This window comes from Streptomyces sp. WY228, assembly GCF_019287315.1.
GTDB lineage: Bacteria > Actinomycetota > Actinomycetes > Streptomycetales > Streptomycetaceae > Streptomyces > Streptomyces caviscabies.
In genome coordinates this window covers 370,214-389,804 of the sequence record NZ_CP079114.1, presented here as the reverse complement: position 1 = coordinate 389,804, position 19,591 = coordinate 370,214, and the positions used below count along the sequence as shown (strand labels likewise).

The following is a 19,591-nucleotide window of genomic DNA, read 5'->3' as shown; positions in this document are numbered from 1 at the left end:
TCGTCCACGCGGGCGCGCACCCTCGCCCGAGCGGGCGCGCACCGGGCGTATCCGCGCGCCCCGTTGATTGCGGTGTCATGAACAGGCGCCCCGCGCGGAATACGTGTCGGATCCACCGGCTTTCCGCTGTCGGCGGACGCCTCGCGCCCGGCGTCGAGCACCCGCCGCCGAGGAACCGTGCGACGCGAAGGACGGAACGAGGAAGACCATGCCCCAGAATCCCGCCATGCCCCGGGCCCACACCCCACCCCGGCTCCACCCGCTGGACAATCCCGCCCGCTCCTCGCTCACCGGTCCGCACGCCCGCTTCGCCGAGAGCCGCGGGCGGATCCTGCGCTACCCCGTCGACGTCACCCCCTGGATCGGGCTCCCGGACGACCCCGACGCCCAGGACTGGGCCGATCTCGCGGCGCTCGCCGGGCCGGGCGGTTCCGTCGCGCTGGCCGCGTTCCAGGCTCAGCCGCCGGAGGAGTGGGAGATCACCTTCCGGGCCGAGGGCGTTCAGCTGGTCGACGCTTCGGTGGAGGCCGCACCCGATCCGGAGGCGGTCCCGCTGGGCCCGCGGGACGTGCCGGAGATGCTGGAGCTGGTGGCCCGCACCCGCCCCGGCCCGTTCCTGCCGCGCACGGTGGAGCTGGGCACCTATCTGGGCATCCGCCGGGGCGGCGCTCTGGTGGCGATGGCGGGGGAGCGGCTGCACCCGCCGGGCTGGACCGAGATCAGCGGTGTCTGCACGGACGAGTCCGTACGGGGGCAGGGGCTGGCGAGCCGGCTGGTCCTGGCGGTCGCACACGGCATCCGAGAGCGCGGCGAGACGCCGTTCCTGCATGCGTCCGCCTCGAACACCGGGGCCGTACGGCTCTACGAGTCCCTCGGGTTCCGGCTCCGCCGGCGTACGGAATTCATCGCGGCCCTCGTCCCCGCCACGCTTCCGTCGGCCGAGGGGGACCGCAGGCCCTCGTTGCGCTGACCGGGCTGACGGAACGGGCCGCCGGTCCCCGTACGACGGGACCTGCGGCACCCCGGCGGGAGGCCGGAGGTCCCGGGCCGGAAGTCCCGAACGGGACCTTCGGCACCCGCTCAGGGCCCTAAGCCCTCCTGTGCGAACACCCGCGCCCCGGTCAACTGGAAGGGACCGGCCGAAACTGCGGGCGGCACCGAGACACCAGCGGGAGGACAGGCCGTGCCCATGAGGTTGCTGGACATGGCACAGAAGCGGGCGTCGAAGCAGACACGGAAGCAGCGAGGGGTGCGGCACCGGAGCGGTGCCGCACCCGGCCCGGACGCGGGCACCGCGTCGGTGTCCCGGAGCCGGATCGGCAACTGGACGCTGTTCGGCGGTCTCGTGCTGCTGACGGTGCTGGTCGTGTTCCTCGACATCAGAACGGGCAACGACCTGCGGGTCGTTCCGCTGCTCGTGGTCGTCCCCGCGCTGGCCTCCGTCTACTGCAGCCTCCGCCAGACCATCTGGGTCGCGGTGTGGATCACCACGGTCGTCGTCGGCTTCCGGGCCGGCGCGGACGGAACCTTCTGGGACTTCCTCTTCGGCATCGGCTTCGCCGTACTGGCCTGCGCCCTCGGGGTCGCCGCCTGCGCGGCGCGCATCCGGCACGCCACGGAGATGGCACGGCTGCGTTCCGCCGCCGTCACCCTGCAACGCCAGATCCTGCGGCCGCTGCCCGTGGTGACCGGCCACGTCCTCGCACACGGGCTCTACGAGCCGATCGAGGAGGACCGTTTCGTCGGCGGCGACATCTACGAGGTCGTCGAGTCGCCCTACGGGACCCGCGTGATCATCGGTGACGTCCAGGGCAAGGGCCTCGCCGCCATCGGCGCCGGATTCGCGGCCATCGCCGCGTTCCGCGAGGCGGCCATCCGCGAACCCACGCTCACCGGGGTGGTGGAGGCGCTGGAGGACGCCGTGGTCCGGCACAACGTGTTCTCCGCCCAGACCGGTGAGGCCGAACGCTTCGTGACCGCGCTGGTGCTCGGGTTCGACGGGAGCGGCCGGGTGGAGGCCGTGAACTGCGGTCATCTGCCGCCCCGCCTGCTGCACGACGGCCGGGCCTCGGCGGTCACGCTCCACCGGACCTACGTTCCGCTCGGCCTCGCCGGACTCAGCCGGGAGTCCCGGGGGACCGAGTCCTTCGCCTTCCCGCCGGGCGCGACACTCCTCGTCGTCACCGACGGGGTGACCGAGGCCCGCGACACCGCCGGCGCCTTCTACCCGCTGGACGAGCGGGTCGGCGCCTGGGCCGGGCGCGGTCCGAGCGAACTGCTCGACGCCCTCCGCGTCGACCTGGAGGACTTCTCCGGAGGCGTACGGCGCGACGACATCGCCGCGCTCGCCCTGAGCCACGCCCCCGTCGGCGGCGGGCGGTCCGAGACCACCGGCGAGGACGCCCTGCGCGTAGTGGCCGTCTGACACGCCGGGCCCCTGATGTCCCCACGAGACTTTTGTCGCGTGGGGACATTTTCAGGTGTACGGTGCATGCATGACCCCGGAACGGAAGTCCCCGGAACGGAAGATCCCGGAACGGCGCAGCCGCAAGGCGCGCCGCACCCGCGACACCCTGGCGCAGGCCGCGTTCGAGCTGGTGCTCGACCGGGGGCTGCGGAACGTGACGGTCGAGGAGATCGCGGAGGCCGCGGACGTCGACCGCCGTACGTTCAGCCGGTACTTCACGAGCAAGGAGGCCGCCGCCCTCGACTCCCTGCGGGGCGACGGCGACCGCATCAACGCGGCCCTTCGCGCCCGTCCGGCCCCGGAACCTCCGCTCCTCGCCTACCGGCGGGCCGTCCTCGACTGGCTCGCCGACCCCGGCGCGGAGCCCTGGCACCGCCGCCCCCGGATCTTCGACCTGCTGGTCGTCGCCGAGGAGGAGCCGACGCTCTACGCCGTCTTCCACCACATCCGGGTGGACGCCCAGGAGGACTCGGTGGCCATCGTCGCGGACCGGCTCGGCGTCGATCCGCGGCAGGACATCCGGCCCGCCGTGACCGTCGCCGCGGGCGCGGGCGCCCTGCTCGCCGCCCAGGCCGCCTGGGTGCGCGGAGGCCGTCCGGACGCCCTGCCCGACCTGGTCACCGAGGCGTTCGACGCGCTCTCCGCCGACCTGCTCGGCGCACCGCGCACCGCTCCGGAACAACACAGCACCACAGCAGCAGAAGCAGCAGCAGAAACAGAGGCACCCTCATGAGCACCTCCACCGACCACAGCTCCGCCCCGGCCCCGGCCTCGGACGAGTTCGCCGGCCGCACCGCCCTCGTCACCGGCGGCGCCTCCGGCATCGGCCTCGCCCTGGCCCGGCGGCTCGCCGCGGGCGGCGCGGCGGTCGTCGTCGCCGACTACGACGAGGAGAACGCGCGCAAGGCCGCGGCCGAGCTGGAGAGCACCGGAGCCAGGGCCGCCGCCGTCGCGATGGACGTCACCGACCCGGCCTCCGTCGAAGCGGGCGTGCGGTTCGCGGTGGACACCTTCGGCGCCCTCCACCTGGCCGTGAACAACGCCGGCATCGCCGGCCCCAGCAGCCCCACCGGCGCGTACCCGGTCGAGGACTGGAACCGCGTCGTCGCCACCAACCTCAGCGGCGTCTTCCACTCGATGCGTTACGAACTGCCCGCCATCGTCGCGGCGGGCGGCGGCGCGATCGTCAACATGTCCTCCATCCTCGGCACCAACGGCTTCGCGGGGTCGCCCGCCTACGTCGCGGCCAAGCACGGCGTCGTCGGCCTCACCAAGACCGCCGCGCTCGAATACGCCGGGCAGAACGTCCGGGTCAACGCGGTCGGCCCCGGCTTCATCGACACCCCGCTCCTGCGGAACACCGACCCGGCAGCCCGCGAGCACCTGATCTCCCTCCACCCGGCCGGACGCCTTGGCACCGCCGAGGAGGTCGCCGAGCTCGCCGCCTTCCTGCTCTCCGACAAGGCCTCCTTCATCCACGGCAGCTACCACCTGGTGGACGGCGGCTACTCCGCCCCGTGACCGCGGGCCCCGAGTGGCGGGCGGGGGACACCGGGGCGAGAAAGGGAGCGAAGAGAACGCAGGAGAACACGAGAGAACAAGGAAAGAGAAGAGGCGAGGAGACTCCATGAAAGCCGTTCAGTACCGAGCCGTCGGCGCCGCCCCCGAGGTGGTCACCGTCCCGGACCCCGAGCCCGGCCCCGGCCAGGTCCTGCTGAAGGTCACCGCCGCCGGCGTCTGCCACTCCGACATCGCCGTGATGAGCTGGCCCGCCGACCAGATCCCCTTCCCGCTGCCCCTCACCCTGGGCCACGAGGGCGTCGGCACGGTCGCCGCCCTCGGTGACGGCGTCGACGGCTTCGCGGTGGGCGACTCCGTCGCCGTGTACGGGCCGTGGGGCTGCGGCACCTGTGTGAACTGCGCCGAGGGCAAGGAGAACTACTGCCTGCGCGCCAAGGAGCTCGGCATCATGCCGCCCGGACTCGGCGCACCCGGCGCGATGGCCGAGTACATGATCGTCGACAACCCCCGTCATCTGATCCCGATCGGCGCCCTCGACCCGGTGAAGACCGTGCCCCTCACCGACGCCGGACTCACCCCGTACCACGCGATCGTCCGCTCGCGGGCGAAGCTGGTGCCCGGTTCCACCGCGGTCGTCATCGGCACCGGCGGCCTCGGTCACGTCGCGATCCAGCTGCTGCGCGCCATGACGGCCGCCCGGGTGATCGCCCTGGACGTCACCGAGGACAAGCTCGCCCTGGCCAGGACCGTCGGCGCGCACGAAACCGTTCTCTCCGACGAGAAGGCGGCCGCCCGCGTCATGGAACTGACCGGCGGACTCGGCGCGCACGTGGTGCTCGACTTCGTCGGAGCACCGCCCACCGTGCGGACCGCCGGGGCCGTCGCCCGCGTGGACGGCGACGTCACCATCGTCGGCATCGGCGGCGGCGCGCTCCCGGTCGGCTTCGGGACGCTTCCGTACGGAGCCAACGTCAGCGCCCCCTACTGGGGCTCGCGCAAGGAACTCGCCGAGGTCCTCGACCTGGCCCACGCCGGGGCGGTGGACGTCCATGTGGAGACGTACTCCCTCGACGAGGCCCCGCTCGCCTACGAACGCCTCCACGACGGCAGGATCAACGGCCGCGCCGTCATCCTCCCCGGCGGCTGACCTTCTCCGGCCCGGTCCTCTCCGGCCCGGTCCTCTCCGGTCCCGCCCTTCCCGCCCCTCCGTCCGGCCCGCCCGGAGCCTGCCCCACCCAGGCTCCGGGCGGGCCGAAATTCTCGGCGGGGCCGGCCGCCCGTCGCTAGACTGGCCCACATGGGTTCGTACCGCTTCTACTTCTTCCGCTGATTCCCGGCCCGGACGGCCGCCGCGCGCCGCACCACGCGTCCCGCTGAGACGCCCCGGTGACGTCGACGTCACCCCGCGCGCCCGCCGCCGTCCCCTTCGCCGTCCGGCATCCACGCCCCGCCGTGCCGCGCCTCCGTGCGCCCGGCCGCGGGCCGTCACCCAGGGAAAAGGCACCCATGCACCCCCAGCGCGACCGCGCTCAACTGGCCATGAAGGACGTCTCCAAGGCGTACGGGGACCGCTCCGTACTCGACCAGGTGACCCTCACCGTCCGGCCCGGTGAGAAGACCGCCGTCATCGGCGAGAACGGCTCCGGGAAGTCCACCCTGCTCCGGCTGCTGGCCGGAGCGGAGCAGCCGGACACCGGAGAGATCACCGTCCGCTTCCCCGGCTCCACCGGCTACCTCGCCCAGACCCTCGACCTCGACCCGTCCGACACCGTGCAGGACGCCGTCGACGCGGCCCTCGCCGAACTGCGCGACCTCGAACACCGCATCCGCGAGGCGGAGGCCGGTCTCTCCGGGCGGAAGCCCGGCGACCCGGAGCCCACCGACGCGGAACTCACCGCGTACGGAGACCTCCTCACCGCCTATGAGGACCGCGACGGCTACCGGGCGGAGGCCCGTACCGAAGCGGCTCTCCACGGGCTCGGCCTCGCCCACCTCACCCGCGACCGGACCCTCGCCACCCTCTCCGGCGGCGAGCAGTCCCGGCTCGCCCTCGCCTGCGTTCTGGCCGCCGCCCCCGAACTGCTGCTGCTCGACGAGCCGACCAACCACCTGGACGCCCGCGCCGTCGGCTGGCTGGAGGACCACCTGCGCGCCCACCGGGGCACCGTCGTGGCGATCACCCACGACCGGGCGTTCCTGGAGCGGGTCACCTCGGTGATCCTGGAGGTCGACCGCGATCTGCGCACGGTCACGCGGTACGGGGACGGCTGGGACGGCTACCGCACCGCCAAGGCCGCCGCCCGCCGCCGCTGGGCCCAGGAACACGAGGAGTACGTGGCGGACCTGGCCCGCACCGAGGAACTGGTCGAGGCGGCCGGAGCGCGGTTTGCGGCCACCGGACGCGACCCGAAACAGGGCTTCGGCAAGCACCGCCGCTCGCACGAGGCGAAACTGTCCGGCCAGGTCAGGTCCGCCCGGACCCGGCTGGACGCCCTGCGCAGGTCACCCGTGCCGCCCCCGCCCCGCCCCCTCACCTTCACCGGCCGCCCGACCGTCACCACGGCAACCGCCGGGGCGGAGCATGCCGGGAGCACCGGGAGCACCGGGAGCACCGGGAGCACCGGGAGCACCGGGAGCACCGGGGCCGCCGGGACCACCGAGGCCGCCGGGACCGCCGGGGCCGCCGGGACCGCTGAGGCAGCCGACGCCGACGGCAAGCCGGACCGCACGAGGCCCCTCGTGGAGCTGGACGACGTCTCCGTGGGCGACCGCCTCCGCCTCCCCTCCCTCCGCGTGGCGCCGGGAGCCCGTCTCCTGGTGACCGGCGAGAACGGGGCCGGGAAGACCACCCTGCTGCGGGTCCTCGCGGGCGACCTGGCCCCCGACACGGGCACGGTCACCCGTCACGCCCGCATCGGTTACCTCCCGCAGGAACTGCCCGCCCGGCCGACCCGGCGCACCCTGCTCGCCACCTTCGCGGCGGGCCGCCCCGGCTTCCCCGACGAGTACGCCGACGAGCTCCTGGCCCTCGGGCTGTTCCGCCCCGAGGACCTCGGCGTGCCCGTCGCGTCCCTCTCCGTCGGCCAGCAGCGCAGGCTCGCCCTGGCCCGACTGGTGACCCGGCCGGCCGATCTGCTGGTGCTGGACGAGCCGACGAACCACATCGCGCTGAGCCTGGTGGAGGAGCTGGAGCAGGCCCTCGACCAGTACCGGGGCGCGGTCGTCGTCGTCTCGCACGACCGCAGCTTCCGGTCCCGCTTCACCGGCGACGTACTGGAACTGCGGGCCGGCCGCCAGGTGGGCACGGTTCCGGCCCCGGCCTGATCGCCGGGCGAGGCGGCCGTCCCGCGCACCTGAGCGCTATGCGTCGGGCGGGGCGGCCGTCCACGCGGACTTGAGCGCTATGCGTCGGGCGGGGCGGCCGTCCACGCGGACCTGAGCGCTACGGGTCGGGCGGGGCGGCCGTCCCGCGCACCCGAGCGCGCAGCCGGTCGACGAACACCCGCTGTCCGGCGACCAGCCGTTCGACGGCCTGCTCCGGCGTGCACCAGGCGAACCGGTCCATCTCCGGGAACTCCTGCTGCACGCCGGACCCGCGCGGCCACTCCATCGTGAACGTCCCCGGCACGACGGACGCCACGTCCAGCTCCGCCTCCAGGGCCCACACGGTCACCGTCTTGCCGCTGCGCTGCCGGGAATCGCCGAGCGCGATCCAATCGCCCGGCGGGACGGGCACCCCGAGCTCCTCCGTGAACTCGCGGCGGGCGGCCGCCTCCGCGCCTTCCTCCGACCCGTACTCGCCCTTCGGCACCGACCAGGCGGCCGCCTCCCGGCCCGCCCAGAACGGCCCGCCCATGTGCCCGATCAGCACCTCGACATCCCGCTCGCCGCCGGTGTCCGTGACCCGGAAGAGAAGAAGCCCCGCACTGCGCCTGGCGGTCGACATGGCGTCAAGTCTGCTGCGGCGGAGTGCGGGGCGCCACGCGAGGCGTCACGTCTTGCGGTAGCCGTACGCCTCCGAGGCCGCGGCCTCCACCGCCGCGAGGTCGCCGCCCGCCGACGCGGTCACCACGGCGGCCACCGCGCCCTCCACGAACGGCGCGTCCACCAGCCGCGTGTTCTCGGGCAGCTCGTCGCCCTCGGCGAGCATGGCCTTCACCGTGAGGACCGCGCTCCCCAGATCCACCAGAACCGCCACGCCAGCACCCCGGTCCACCGAGGCGGCGGCCCGGCCGATCAGCTCCGCGCTCGTCCCCAGCCCACCGTTGGGCAGCCCGCCTGCCGGGGCGACCGGAGCGGTCACCCCTCCGGCGGCGAGGCCCCGGGCCAGCTCGGCGACCGACTCGGCGACCGGACCGCTGTGGGAGACCAGCACGATGCCCACCTGCGCCTCGCCGCTCATGCGCCCGCTCCGTCCGCCGCCGTCGCCGCGAGGGCCTCGACCAGCAGCGCCGACGAGGTCGCTCCCGGGTCCTGATGCCCGATGCTGCGCTCGCCGAGATAGCTGGCCCGGCCCTTGCGCGCCTGCAACGGCACCGTCGCCTCCGCACCCGCCCGGGCCGCGTTCGCCGCCCCCTCGAACGAGGTGGCGAGGGCCTCCGCCGCGGGCAGCAGCGCGTCGAGCATCGTCTTGTCCCCGGCCTGGGCGCCGCCCAGCTGCCCCACCGCGGCGACCCCCGCCGCGAACGCCTGCGCCAACTGCTCCTGCGTCACCTCGTCGGCGTCGCCCAGAGCCTTGCCCGTACGGCGCAGCAACGTCCCGTACAGCGGTCCGGACGCCCCGCCGACGGTGGAGATGAGCTGCCGTCCGGCCAGGGTGAGCACCGCGCCGGGGGTGGCGGGCGCGTCCTTCTCCAGCACCGCCGTCACCGCCGTGAAGCCGCGCTGAAGATTGCTGCCGTGATCGGCGTCCCCGATCGCCGAGTCCAGCTCCGTCAGATGGTTCGCCTCACGCTCCACGGACGCCGCGGCAGCGGCCATCCAGCGGCGGAAGAAGTCGGTGTCGAGCACATGATCTCCTGTTCCTCGGTCTCGCCGGAACGGATCGTCCCGGCGGCACGGACAGTGCGGGCAGTACGGCCGGCCGACCCCGCACCGGGGTCGCGCACACGGTCCCGGGATCCGGCCGACGGCTCAGCTGCCCCAGCGGAGCGCGGCCGTCCGCACCGGGGCGTCCCACAGCCGCAGCAGCTCCTCGTCGACCTGGCACAGCGTCACCGAGCAGCCTGCCATGTCGAGCGACGTCACATAGTTCCCCACGAGCGTACGGGCCACCGGAACGCCCCGCTCGGACAGGACCCGGTGGACCTCGGCATTGAACCCGTACAGCTCCAGCAGCGGTGTCGCTCCCATGCCGTTCACCAGCGCCAGCACCGGACCGGTGGGCCGCAGATCCTCCAGGATCGCGTTCACGGCGAAGTCGGCGATCTCCCCGGACGTCATCATCGGCCGCCGCTCACGCCCCGGCTCCCCGTGGATCCCGATGCCCAACTCCAGCTCCCCGGAGGGCAGATCGAAGGTGGGGCTGCCCTTGGCCGGCGTGGTGACCGCGCCGAGCGCCACCCCGAAGCTGCGCGAGGCCCCGTTCACCTGCCGCGCGACGGCGGCCACCCGCTCCAGCGGAGCGCCCTCGTCCGCCAGCGCTCCGGCGATCTTCTCGACGAACAGCGTCGCTCCGGTACCGCGCCGCCCGGCGGTGAACGTGCTGTCGCTCACGGCCACGTCGTCGTCCACCACCACCTGGGCGACCTGGACCCCCTCGTCCTCGGCCAGTTCGGCGGCCATCTCGAAGTTGAGCACGTCACCGGTGTAGTTCTTGACGACGAACAGCACCCCCGCCCCACTGTCGACGGCCGCCGCTGCCCGCACCATCTGGTCCGGCACGGGGGAGGTGAACACCTCACCGGGACAGGCGGCCGACAACATCCCGGGCCCGACGAACCCGGCGTGCAGCGGCTCATGCCCGGAACCGCCCCCGGAGACGAGCCCCACCTTCCCCGCCACGGGCGCGTCCCTCCGGGCGACGACCCGGTTCTCCACATCGACGGTCAGCTCGGGGTGTGCGGCCGCGATACCCCTCAGGGCGTCGGCGACGACGGTCTCGGGAACGTTGATGAGCATCTTCATGTCTGTCTCCTGACGAACGAAGCAGAGGCCTTGTCGAACTGCGGTGCGGAAGGTCGGTCGGTCTGCGTTGACGTGGTGCGCGTGAGCGATCGGGGCCGGGGTCGGTGCGTCTCTCCACGATCCTGCCGACAACCCGTGTCCGACGCCATCCGCGGAACGAGTCGCGGAGTCGGTGTGACCGGCCCCCGGCGCGCTTCCGCCGATCGTGGGAGCTCACCCATGAGAATGCCAGATACCCCCCAGAGGTATATGGTTGGATGCGGTCAAGGAGTACGGCGACACCGGACGGTTCGGGGATGAGAGTCATGGACCACAACGCACACCACGCCGGTACCTCCGGCGACCGGGCCGCGCACCAGGCCCACGCGGGGCGCACGGGGCACCGGCCGGGAGCGGTGACGTGGGGGGCCGCGGTGAAGGCGACCCTTCACTGTCTGACGGGCTGTGCGATCGGCGAGATCCTCGGCATGGTCATCGGCACCGCCCTGATGTGGGGCAATGTCGGGACGATGATCCTGGCGATCGGGCTGGCGTTCGTCTTCGGCTACTCGTTCACGCTGTTCGCGGTCCGCCGGGCCGGGCTGACCCTCAGGGCCGCCCTCAAGGTGGCGCTCGCCGCGGACACCGTCTCGATCGCGGTGATGGAACTCGTCGACAACGCGATCATCGCCCTGACCCCCGGGGCGATGGACGCCCAGCTGTCGGACGCGCTGTTCTGGACGGCGCTGCTGGGCGGCTTCGCCGTGGCCTTCGTGATCACGGCGCCGGTCAACAAGTGGATGATCGGCCGGGGCAAGGGCCATGCCGTCGTCCACGCCTACCACTGACCACGCCGCAGGGGTTGTGGCGTTTTCCGTGCCGGGCCGGACCCTGGCCCAGGTCGCCGAAATACCCGACGGCAAACGCTGCTTCCGGGCCCTTCTAACTGGCTATGGCCATTTGACAGGTTAGGTCGTTCCGTGCTTACCTGACGAGCGCCTAACCGGATCGAATGCGTAAAGGGGTTAGAAATGAACTCGGTGCACCACCGGACCGCGACCGTCGACGGTCATGGGATCCACTACCGCGAGGCCGGCCCCGCCGACGCCCCCGTGATCGTCCTGCTGCACGGCTACCCGACCAGTTCGTTCATGTTCCGCGAACTCATCCCGCTGCTCGCCGACCGCTACCACGTCATCGCGCCGGACCACCTCGGCTTCGGCCACTCCGACGCCCCCTCGGTGGAGGAGTTCGACTACACCTTCGACGCCCTCGCCGAACTCACCTCCGCCCTCCTCGACCAGCTGGGCCTGGACCGCTACGCCCTCTACGTCCAGGACTACGGCGCCCCCATCGGATGGCGCCTCGCGCTCAAGCACCCCGAACGGATCTCCGCCCTCGTCACCCAGAACGGCAACGGTTACGAGGAAGGCTTCGTCGACTCCTTCTGGGCCGGCCTCTGGGCCTACGGGGCGAACCCCGGCCCCGACACCGAACCCGCCGTCCGCGCCGCGCTGAGCCCCGACGCCATCCGCTGGCAGTACGTTCACGGCGTGCCCGACCCCAGCCTGATCAGTCCGGACACCTGGGCGCACGACGTCGCCCTCGTCTCACGCGAGGGCAACGACGAGATTCAGCTCGCGCTCTTCCGTGACTACCGGCACAACCGCCCGCTCTACCCGCTCCTGCACGAGTTCCTGCGTACCAGCGAGGTCCCGGTGCTCGCCGTGTGGGGCCGCAACGACGAGATCTTCGCGCCGGAGGGTGCGCAGGCCTTCGCCCGCGACGCCGAGGACGTGGAGGTGCACCTGATCGACGGCGGGCACTTCCTGCTCGAGAGTCACCTGGACGTCGTCGCGGGCTACCTGCGCGGCTTCCTCGGACGCGTGCTGCGGTAGCCGGGGGCCGAGGGGCCGTATCGGGCTATCCGCCCTCGGTGAATCGCCAGTCCCACAAGGGATCGCTCCGGAACCGTTCCAGAACCTCCCCGTAGGCGATGAGCTCACCGTAGTTGGTGTCCAGCAGGCCTGACAGTCCCTGGACTGCTTCGCCCAGGAGATCGCGAATGCAGGAAACTCCCGAGTATTCAAGCGTGATCGCCCGGAACTCGCCGATCCTCCGACGAATCTCATCCAATTCTTCCTCGTCGAATTCATCGAGGACATCCCCGGACGTGTCCACGCCGTAGCTGCACTCTCCTCGATCCAGTCGATCGAAGGGTTCGTCCTCGGTGTAGGCGCCGGCCTGCCGTAGACGGGCAACGATGTGCTGATGGCTCCCTGGAGGGCTGAGGAGAACGATGGTGGGGCGCATGCGTCTTCCTGTCGTGGCGGGTGCTGATGCCGCAGTTCGGGCTACGGGGCCAAGGCGTCCAGCAGGACGTTCTTGTCGCGAGTGACCATGATGCCGGCCTGCTCAAGGCTCTTGATCACGCTTCCTCGCCCTTGCGGGAGATAGACGATGACCGGATAGTCCGTCAGGCTCTGCGTCCTCAGAGCCTGCTTCAGCGCTCCCTTGCCGGAACCCGTCTTTACCTGAACCACGGCGTTCCTGGTCACGATGTCGAAATCCGTGAGCGCTTTGCCATTGGCGCCGACGATGTCGACTCCCTGTGCCCGAACGTGTCCCGGATAGCGTGCGTTGATGTCTTTGACCAGTTCGGGAACGAGGGGGTCGTCTCCCTTGCCGGTCACATGCGGCGGGCATCCGTTGGTGTTGTGTACGAGGACCGGCGTCCGGCCCGCCAGCACATAGTAGGTGTGCAGCTCGTCGACCGTGAGGTCGTGTGTGCGGTGCCGGCCCTGTTGGTCGCGGACCTCTGTCACGGCCACGCCGGTCCCGTCGGTGGTGCGCAGTTCGTCGCCGACCCGGAGGTCGCCGGCGTTCTTCCACCGCTGGTCGTCCGTCAGCCAGAACGGGTGGTTGTCGGTCGCGGTGACGGTGGTGGGGCCCCGGCCGGTGGTGACGGTGATGCGGGTGAAGTCCTTGTCGCCGTCGGTGGCGAAGGTGTTGGTCACCGGCCGTGTGGCGGCCGACGCCGACCGCGGGTCGCTGGTGGCGACCCGGTCTCCCACGCGGATGTCTTCGATGGCCCGGGTGGTGCCGTCGGCGAGCAGCACCTGAGTGCCGGACGGGAAGCTGTGGGGCTTGACGCAGTCCGCGCGGTCGCGTTCCGACTTCGCCTGGGCGGCGAGCTTCTGCGCCTCTACCTTGGCCAGCGCGCGGGCGTCGATCAGAGTGCTGGCGCGGAGCGGGTAGGTGAGGCGGACCTTGCAGCCGCAGCGGTCGGCGTCGGCCTGTGCCTGGGCCTGGACGCGGGCGGCGACCGAGGCGTAAAGGGGTCCGGCTGCCGGGTTCGAGCACTTCAGGGTGCCCGAGACGTTGTTGCCGCGGACGGGGAAGGTGCGTTGCGGGCTGGTGCACTCGCCGGCGGGTTTGCCGTCGATGGTGAACGTGGCGCCCATCACCGCGGTGACCTTGCCCTTGGTGACGCGTTCCTTCCGGGCGATGGAGGTGACCTCGCCGGTGAAGTTCTGGGTGGCGGTGCAGCCGTCCGCGCTGCAGTCCATCTCGCCCGCGCCGTCGAGGGTGAAGGTGATCCCCCGGTCGGTCGCGTCCTCGAGCTGGTCGGCGTACTCGACCAGGGTGTCGAACATCTTGTCGGCGGCGTCGGCGAGGACCGGGGTCAGGTCCATGCCCTCGGCGCCGCCTGCTGCCAGGGGGCCGGTCGTCACCGTGCGGGGAGCCGACGGAGTTTCGCCGTTCTCCAGCTGGTCCTTCATGTCGGCGAGGCCGTCGCGAAGGTCGTACGCCTCCAGCCGCAGCACCCGGTGCGGCTTCTCCTCCGTCACCAGCAGGCGGCCCGCCGAGGTGTCGATGCCGAGCGCGGGCGTGCCGTTCACGGTCAGCGGCCGTTGACCGGGCGTGCCCGGCGTCTTCGAGCCGTTCGCCGGTGGTGGTGACTTCTCCAGGTCGGCGAGGGCCTTGTCCAGCACTGCCGCCAGCTGCGGTGGGGCGACGGTGCGGGCCAGCGCCTCGTCCATCAGCTCGGATCCGTCGTCCAGCCCCACGATCCACTCGCTGGGCGGAGCCTTCTCGTCGGCCGCCACGGTCTTCCTGGGAGCGGGGTCGACCTGCCACCGCGTGAACTTCTTGCCGCCGATGCGCAGCACGTCCCGGCCACGGTCGCTCCGGCCGGAGGACGTGGTGCCGAACTGGCTGCCGTCGGCGGTGACGGTGATGTCGTTCTCAGTGATGCCGAGGGTCGAGGTGTCCTTGTAGCGCAGGCCCGGAGCCTCGGCGAGGCCGTCAACCGCTTCGCGGAACGGCTGCAGGTCACGCGCCGTCGCCCGGGAACCCTCGGACGCACCACCGGAGTTCAGCGCGGCGGCCGCGATGACGGCGATCACCAGGGTCAGGATTCCGGCGGGCAGCGCGATCCGCTGCCACGAGCTCAGTCCCTGCCACCACGCGTGCACCGGGCCGGTCGTGCTGACGGGCCCGGTGCGGGGCTCGTCGTCACCGGAGGCGGAGTTCTGCTGGGACACGCTGTCCCCTTTCCTGCTTCGTGCGTTCACGTACCGCCTCGGGCCGACTGGGACGTGGGCCGGCCGGACGGACGGTGGGGACGGCCCCGAGGTGGCTGTGAGGGCCGGACGGCCCGGCGCGCGTCGAGACGCGGCCGCATGGCCGGGAACCGCCGTGAACCCGCCCGGGTTAAGGCTTGCGGCAGCCTCTCGCGCTGCGCTGCAATTCCGTTGAAGCAACGATGAAGTGAGTTGAAGTCGGCTGAAGCCGGCAGGGCAGGGGGGGCGTGTGGCGGACGGTGACGACGGGCGGCTGCGGCTCGGCCTGCTCGGGTCGCTGTCGGCGTACCGCGGCGGACGGCGGCTGGATCTGGGGCCTGTACGCAGGCAGGCGGTTCTCGCCGCGCTGGTGCTGCGCGCGGGCAGCCGGGTGAGCCACCAGGAGTTGCTCGACGACGTGTGGGGCGAGAGCCCGCCGGCGACCGGCGTACGGGTGCTGCCCAGCCACGTCTACTCCCTGCGCCGATCACTGGACGCGCCGGACACCTCGGCGCGGTCGTCCCTCATCCGCGGCGGCAAGGGCTGGTACCGCTTCGAGGCCGAGGGCGTCCGGCTCGACACCGTCGAACTGGCCGCCCTCGGCCGCCGCGCCCGGAGCGTCAAGGCATCCGCCGGACCGGCCGCCGCGCAGCCCCTCTTCGACGAGGCACTCGGACTGTACGGAGGAGAGCCCCTGGCCGGCCTTCCCGGCCGCTACGCCGGGTCGGTGCGCCGGCATCTGGAGGAACAGCGGCGCACCCTGCGCAAGGGGCGGCTGGAGTGTCTGTTCCTGCTCGGCCGTTCGTCCGAAGCCATCGAGGAACTGGCCGAGTTGACCGCGTCCTGTCCCTTGGACGAAGGGCTGCTGGCCATCTACGTCAGGGCGTTGTACTGCAGCGGGCGTCAGGCGGAGGCGCTCGACGCCTTCCACGCGCTGCGCGGCCGTCTGCGCGAGGCACACGGAGCCGAGCCGGGCGAGGAGTTGCGCAGCCTGTACGAAGCCGTGCTGCGGCAGGACGACACCGTCCTTCTGCCGCCCGCCGTCACCGTCACCCCGCCCCCGGGCCCCTCGCGGCCGCCGGTGAACGAACTCCCGGGTGACGTGGGACCGTTGGTGGGAAGGCAGGAGGAGCTGGGGCTGCTCGCCGAGCCGGGACCCGCCGGGAACGTCACGGTCGTGGCGGTGGACGGCACACCGGGCATGGGCAAGACCCGGCTGATCGTCCAGACCGCCCGGCACCTCGTTTCCCGGCACCCGGACGGCTGTCTCTTCCTGGATCTGCGCGCCCACGCGACGGGGCAGCCGCTCTCCCCACGACGGGCCCTGGCCCGCATGCTGCGCACCCTGGGCACGGTCGACGACCGGATCGCCGACGACGAGGAGGAGCTGGTCGCCGCCTGGCGCACGGCGACCAGCGGCCTGCGTCTGCTGCTGGTGCTGGACGACGCGCTGGACGCCCGCCAGGTCCGGCCCCTGCTGCCGTCCGGTCCGGGCAGCACGGTCATCGTGAGCAGCCGACGACGGCTGGCCGGCCTGGACGCGACCCGCCGGATCTCCCTGGAGCCCCTGCCCGACGACGACGGCGTACGGATGCTCAGCGGCTTCGTCGGGACGGACCGGGTGGAACGCGAACCGGCCGCCGCGCGTGAACTCGTCCGGCTCTGCGACGGGTTGCCGCTCGCCCTGCGGATCGCGGGCACCCGGCTCCAGACACGGCCCGAGTGGACCCTGGCGCACATGGTGGCCCGGATGGCCGATGACGGGGACCGGCTGGAGGAGCTGAACGCCGACGACCGGAGCGTGGCGGCCGCCTTCCAGCTCTCCTACGAACACCTTCCGCCACAGCAGCGGCAGATGTTCCGTGTCCTCGGCCTCACGCCCACCGTCGAGTTCGATCCGCTGACTCCGGCGGCGATGCTGGACCTGCCGGCCACCGAGGCGGGCCGGGCCCTGGAGCAACTGGTCGACGCGGGCCTCCTGCGGCAGCCGCGGCCCGGCCGCTACCGGCTGCACGACCTGGTCCGGGCCCACGCACGCCGGCTGGCCGCAGCCGCCCCCGGCCTCTCCCGGCCGGTCGGCGTGGCCGCCCTGCGACTCCACCTGGACGCGGCCCGGATGGCCAGTGACTGGGGACCCCAGGCGTTCCCGGCCACCTCTTCCGCGGGCAGCTCGGCCTTCACCGACTGGCGGGCCGCGGCGGACTGGCTCGACGAGATCGGGGGAGAGGTCGTCGACCTGGTCGGCCATGCCTTCGTGCTCGGCGAGAGCGACCTGCTGTGCTGGATCGCCGAGGCCCTGACCGACTACCTCACCAGCCGCGGCCGCTACCACGACGCCCGCGCCGTCCTCGAAGTCGCCCTCGAAAGCTCACGGGACTGCGACGACCGGCGGATGGCGCCCACGCTGCGCAACTGCATGGGCCTCACCGAACTCTTCGCCTACCGCACCGACCGGGCGCGCACCTGGTTCGAGGAGGCCGCCGCCCTCAGCCGCCGGCTCGGCGACGACCGCGAGCTGGCCCGGGCGACCACCGGGCTCGGCACCGCCGCACTGCAGTCGGGAGACATCGGCGCGGCCGACGCCCACACCACGGCGGCACTGAAGGTCATTCCGCCGTCCGACGACTGGGGCGCGTCCACCGTGCACGCCTCCCTGGGCTTCGTACGGATCGCACAGGAGCGGAAGAGGGACGCGCTGGACTGCTTCCGCGCCGCGCACGCACGAGCCCGCATGGTCGGCCGGCCCCGGGTGCTCAGCCGCACCCTGACCTGCATGGCCGACGCCCACCTCGCCCTGGGGCGACCGCACGAGGCGACCCCTCTGCTCCGTGAGGCCGCCGTCCTCGCCGTGGACGCCAGGGACCTCCTGCTCCAGGCTCTGACCCTGGCCCGCCTGGGCACCGCGATCCATGAGGAGGGCGACCCGAACACCGCCCTGGCCCACCTGGACCGGGCGCTCGCCGTACAACAGCGTCTGCGGCCGGAGGACGAGCTCCACCGCGACAGACTGGAGATGGACATCCGCTGCCGGCTCGGCCGGGCCCACCTCACGGCAGGACGCCCGGACCGGGCCCGCCGGGAGTTCCGAGCCGCTCTCGCGCTGCCCCGCGCCTCCCTGTACGAGCTCGAACGTGCCCAGGCCGCACAGGGTCTCCGGACCTGCTCATGACCGCCCCGGCCGGTGCCGGCTGCCCCGCCCCGGGGGCCCGGGGCCATGCGTGACCGGGCTCCCCGATCCGCCGTAGGAGCGCTCGGTTAGGCTGACCTTGCCTGGGCACAGGACCCGGGCAGCACAGGACCCGGGCATACGGGTTCGGGTTCCGGCGTCTCGCGCGGGAACCCGGCGGACGGAACAGGCAGGGGCGGGGCTCAGGTGAGAGACGGTGACCGGGCTCGTGCGCGTCGTGCACCCGATGGGGCGGAAGCGCTCGTACGGGTGACGGGGAACGCGGGTTTCGTGTCCGCGCCCGGGGCGAGGCGTCGTGGATAGGATCGCGCTCGCGGCCGGAGCCCTGTACGTCATCGTCCTGCTCCGCGCCGGAGGGACGTTCGCCGTCGGATGGCTCGCCGGCGCCGGCGCCCGGCGCAGCAGGTTCGCCGAGCGGATCTCTTCGGCGAAGTTCCGGCGTGCCGAGCGGGCGATCCAGCGGTGGGGCGCGCCGATGGTGGCCGTCTCCTTCCTGACGGTCGGTTTCCAGACCGCCGCCAACTTCCTCGCGGGCAGCATGCGCATGCCGTTGTCCCGCTATCTCCCCGCCCTGCTCGTGGGCGGAGCGGCCTGGGCGCTGATCTACGCGACCGCTGGACTCGGCGTGCTCGAAGTGCTCGGAAGGCTTTTCGCCGAACGGACGGCCTTCGGGGTGTCCGCCCTGGCCGTGCTCCTGCTCGCGGTGTGCGGGGCGGTGGTGTACCGCAGAAGAAAGGCGGCGCTGTCCTCCGGCGACACCGCCGCTGACGAAGTGTGAACCCGCGGGGAGTGCGTACGTTGTCGTCACCGTCCGGCCTGGTCGCAGGCATGGAGCGCCATCAGGTCGCCGTCTATGTGGGGGCCCTGGCCGCCGGGGGCCTGGTGGGCTGGGCCGTGCCCGGTGCGGGGCCGGGGCTGGAGCGTGCGATCAACCCGGTGCTGGCCGCGCTGCTGTACGTGACGTTCCTCCAGGTGCCCGCCGCTGAACTGGTGCGCTCGGTGCGGGCGGGGCGGTTCCTGGCCGCGACGCTGGTGGTGAACTTCGTCGTGGTGCCGCTGGTGGTCGCCGCGATGTTCGCCTTCCTCCCGGACGACCGGGCGGTCCGCCTCGGCGTGCTGCTGGTCCTGCTGGCCCCGTGCATCGACTACGTGATCGTCTTCAGCGGGCTCGCCGGTGGCAGCAGTGAACGCCTGCTCGCCGCCACCCCGTTGCTGCTCCTCGCCCAGATGGTGCTGCTGCCGGTCTATCTGTTCCTGTTCATGGGCCCGGACCTGGCCGAGGTCGTGGAGGCGGGACCGTTCGTCGAGGCGTTCGTCGTGCTGATCGTCGTCCCGCTCACGCTGGCCTGGCTCACTCAGGCGTGGGCCGCACGGCGCCCGGCCGGACAGCGGGTCGCCGACGCGATGGGCACGACGATGGTGCCGCTGATGGCCGCCGTCCTGCTCACCGTGGTCGCCTCCCAGGTACCGAAGCTCGGCGACGTGCCGGGCGCCGTGATGGCGTTCGCCGGGCTCGGCGTCGCCCGCCTGTTCCGCCTGGACGCGCCGGCCGGCAGGGCCATCGTGTTCACCGGCGCGACCCGTAACTCCCTGGTCGTCCTGCCCCTCGCCCTGGCACTGCCGGACGCGCTGGCCGTCGCCGCGGTGGTCGTGGTCACCCAGACCCTGGTCGAGGTGATCGGCATGGTGGTCTACGTCCGGGCCGTCCCTCGGCTGCTGCCGCTCCGGGGCTGATCCGTACCGCCG

17 protein-coding genes are annotated in these 19,591 nt (G+C 72.6%); 11 read left to right on the top strand and 6 right to left on the bottom strand.

The genetic code is table 11. The features are described 5' to 3' along the window. Positions 1 to 208: 208 nt before the first annotated feature. The 6 genes from KV381_RS01645 (at position 209) to KV381_RS01620 (ending at position 7,312) form a co-directional block, all read left to right on the top strand. The gene (locus KV381_RS01645) at positions 209 to 970 is read left to right on the top strand and encodes a GNAT family N-acetyltransferase (RefSeq protein WP_218784302.1); all 762 of its coding nucleotides are present in this window, start codon (positions 209 to 211) and stop codon (positions 968 to 970) included. A 234-nt stretch (positions 971 to 1,204) separates the two neighbouring features. Beyond that, the gene (locus KV381_RS01640; RefSeq protein ID WP_218784301.1) at positions 1,205 to 2,425 is read left to right on the top strand and encodes a PP2C family protein-serine/threonine phosphatase; all 1,221 of its coding nucleotides are present in this window, start codon (positions 1,205 to 1,207) and stop codon (positions 2,423 to 2,425) included. A 70-nt stretch (positions 2,426 to 2,495) separates the two neighbouring features. After that, on the top strand, positions 2,496 to 3,200 hold the full coding sequence (locus KV381_RS01635) for a TetR family transcriptional regulator (protein WP_218784300.1): 705 nt from the start codon (positions 2,496 to 2,498) through the stop codon (positions 3,198 to 3,200). After that, positions 3,197 to 3,988, top strand: a complete 792-nt coding sequence (locus KV381_RS01630; protein ID WP_103537682.1) for an SDR family NAD(P)-dependent oxidoreductase — start codon at positions 3,197 to 3,199, stop codon at positions 3,986 to 3,988. Before KV381_RS01635 ends, KV381_RS01630 begins: the two co-directional genes overlap by 4 nt. 106 nt (positions 3,989 to 4,094) lie before the next feature. Next, positions 4,095 to 5,135 carry an NAD(P)-dependent alcohol dehydrogenase gene (locus KV381_RS01625; protein ID WP_086779963.1) on the top strand — a complete coding sequence of 347 codons (1,041 nt, stop codon included), beginning with the start codon at positions 4,095 to 4,097 and terminating at the stop codon, positions 5,133 to 5,135. 359 nt (positions 5,136 to 5,494) lie between these two features. Then, positions 5,495 to 7,312, top strand: a complete 1,818-nt coding sequence (locus tag KV381_RS01620; RefSeq protein WP_218784299.1) for an ABC-F family ATP-binding cassette domain-containing protein — start codon at positions 5,495 to 5,497, stop codon at positions 7,310 to 7,312. 118 nt (positions 7,313 to 7,430) lie between these two features. Here the strand turns inward: KV381_RS01620 and KV381_RS01615 are convergent, their stop codons facing one another. The 4 genes from KV381_RS01615 to dhaK form a co-directional block, all read right to left on the bottom strand. Next, positions 7,431 to 7,934 (bottom strand): NUDIX domain-containing protein, encoded by a 504-nt coding sequence (locus tag KV381_RS01615; protein WP_030630333.1) that lies wholly within the window; start codon positions 7,932 to 7,934, stop codon positions 7,431 to 7,433. 45 nt (positions 7,935 to 7,979) lie between these two features. After that, complete coding sequence (locus KV381_RS01610) at positions 7,980 to 8,390, bottom strand: PTS-dependent dihydroxyacetone kinase phosphotransferase subunit DhaM (RefSeq protein WP_030082490.1); 411 nt, start codon at positions 8,388 to 8,390, stop codon at positions 7,980 to 7,982. After that, positions 8,387 to 8,998 carry a dihydroxyacetone kinase subunit DhaL gene (dhaL, locus tag KV381_RS01605; RefSeq protein WP_030082491.1) on the bottom strand — a complete coding sequence of 204 codons (612 nt, stop codon included), beginning with the start codon at positions 8,996 to 8,998 and terminating at the stop codon, positions 8,387 to 8,389. The genes KV381_RS01610 and dhaL overlap by 4 nt, the downstream gene beginning before the upstream one ends. Before the next feature lie 123 nt (positions 8,999 to 9,121). Then, entirely contained in the window at positions 9,122 to 10,114 is a 993-nt protein-coding gene (gene dhaK, locus KV381_RS01600; protein WP_030630335.1) for a dihydroxyacetone kinase subunit DhaK, read from the bottom strand. Positions 10,115 to 10,419: 305 nt separating this feature from the next. Here dhaK and KV381_RS01595 point away from each other — a divergent pair, with 305 nt between their 5' ends. Both KV381_RS01595 and KV381_RS01590 read left to right on the top strand, forming a co-directional pair. After that, complete coding sequence (locus KV381_RS01595) at positions 10,420 to 10,941, top strand: DUF4396 domain-containing protein (protein ID WP_373460973.1); 522 nt, start codon at positions 10,420 to 10,422, stop codon at positions 10,939 to 10,941. Positions 10,942 to 11,124: 183 nt separating this feature from the next. Continuing rightward, positions 11,125 to 11,991, top strand: a complete 867-nt coding sequence (locus KV381_RS01590) for an alpha/beta fold hydrolase (RefSeq protein ID WP_030630341.1) — start codon at positions 11,125 to 11,127, stop codon at positions 11,989 to 11,991. Positions 11,992 to 12,016: 25 nt separating this feature from the next. Here the strand turns inward: KV381_RS01590 and KV381_RS01585 are convergent, their stop codons facing one another. Further along, entirely contained in the window at positions 12,017 to 12,406 is a 390-nt protein-coding gene (locus KV381_RS01585) for a hypothetical protein (RefSeq protein WP_030082497.1), read from the bottom strand. Positions 12,407 to 12,447: 41 nt separating this feature from the next. After that, positions 12,448 to 14,640, bottom strand: coding sequence for a Hint domain-containing protein (locus tag KV381_RS01580; RefSeq protein ID WP_218784297.1), 2,193 nt, complete (start codon positions 14,638 to 14,640; stop codon positions 12,448 to 12,450). Positions 14,641 to 14,908: 268 nt separating this feature from the next. Between KV381_RS01580 and KV381_RS01575 the strand changes: the two genes are divergently transcribed. The 3 genes from KV381_RS01575 (at position 14,909) to KV381_RS01565 (ending at position 19,579) form a co-directional block, all read left to right on the top strand. Further along, positions 14,909 to 17,827 (top strand): BTAD domain-containing putative transcriptional regulator, encoded by a 2,919-nt coding sequence (locus tag KV381_RS01575; protein ID WP_249626891.1) that lies wholly within the window; start codon positions 14,909 to 14,911, stop codon positions 17,825 to 17,827. 313 nt (positions 17,828 to 18,140) lie between these two features. Beyond that, positions 18,141 to 18,623, top strand: coding sequence for a DedA family protein (locus tag KV381_RS01570; RefSeq protein ID WP_030082502.1), 483 nt, complete (start codon positions 18,141 to 18,143; stop codon positions 18,621 to 18,623). Positions 18,624 to 18,673: 50 nt separating this feature from the next. Continuing rightward, entirely contained in the window at positions 18,674 to 19,579 is a 906-nt protein-coding gene (locus KV381_RS01565) for an arsenic resistance protein (protein WP_256995003.1), read from the top strand. Positions 19,580 to 19,591: the final 12 nt, after the last annotated feature.

What these genes read in the sequence shown, in the direction of transcription:
- KV381_RS01645 (WP_218784302.1), top strand. Translation starts at nt 209, where the DNA reads ATGCCCCAGAATCCCGCCATGCCCCGGGCCCACACCCCACCCCGGCTC.
- KV381_RS01640 (WP_218784301.1), top strand. Translation starts at nt 1,205, where the DNA reads ATGGCACAGAAGCGGGCGTCGAAGCAGACACGGAAGCAGCGAGGGGTG.
- KV381_RS01635 (WP_218784300.1), top strand. Translation starts at nt 2,496, where the DNA reads ATGACCCCGGAACGGAAGTCCCCGGAACGGAAGATCCCGGAACGGCGC.
- KV381_RS01630 (WP_103537682.1), top strand. Translation starts at nt 3,197, where the DNA reads ATGAGCACCTCCACCGACCACAGCTCCGCCCCGGCCCCGGCCTCGGAC.
- KV381_RS01625 (WP_086779963.1), top strand. Translation starts at nt 4,095, where the DNA reads ATGAAAGCCGTTCAGTACCGAGCCGTCGGCGCCGCCCCCGAGGTGGTC.
- KV381_RS01620 (WP_218784299.1), top strand. Translation starts at nt 5,495, where the DNA reads ATGCACCCCCAGCGCGACCGCGCTCAACTGGCCATGAAGGACGTCTCC.
- KV381_RS01615 (WP_030630333.1), bottom strand. Translation starts at nt 7,934, where the DNA reads ATGTCGACCGCCAGGCGCAGTGCGGGGCTTCTTCTCTTCCGGGTCACG.
- KV381_RS01610 (WP_030082490.1), bottom strand. Translation starts at nt 8,390, where the DNA reads ATGAGCGGCGAGGCGCAGGTGGGCATCGTGCTGGTCTCCCACAGCGGT.
- dhaK (WP_030630335.1), bottom strand. Translation starts at nt 10,114, where the DNA reads ATGAAGATGCTCATCAACGTTCCCGAGACCGTCGTCGCCGACGCCCTG.
- KV381_RS01595 (WP_373460973.1), top strand. Translation starts at nt 10,420, where the DNA reads ATGGACCACAACGCACACCACGCCGGTACCTCCGGCGACCGGGCCGCG.
- KV381_RS01590 (WP_030630341.1), top strand. Translation starts at nt 11,125, where the DNA reads ATGAACTCGGTGCACCACCGGACCGCGACCGTCGACGGTCATGGGATC.
- KV381_RS01585 (WP_030082497.1), bottom strand. Translation starts at nt 12,406, where the DNA reads ATGCGCCCCACCATCGTTCTCCTCAGCCCTCCAGGGAGCCATCAGCAC.
- KV381_RS01565 (WP_256995003.1), top strand. Translation starts at nt 18,674, where the DNA reads ATGGAGCGCCATCAGGTCGCCGTCTATGTGGGGGCCCTGGCCGCCGGG.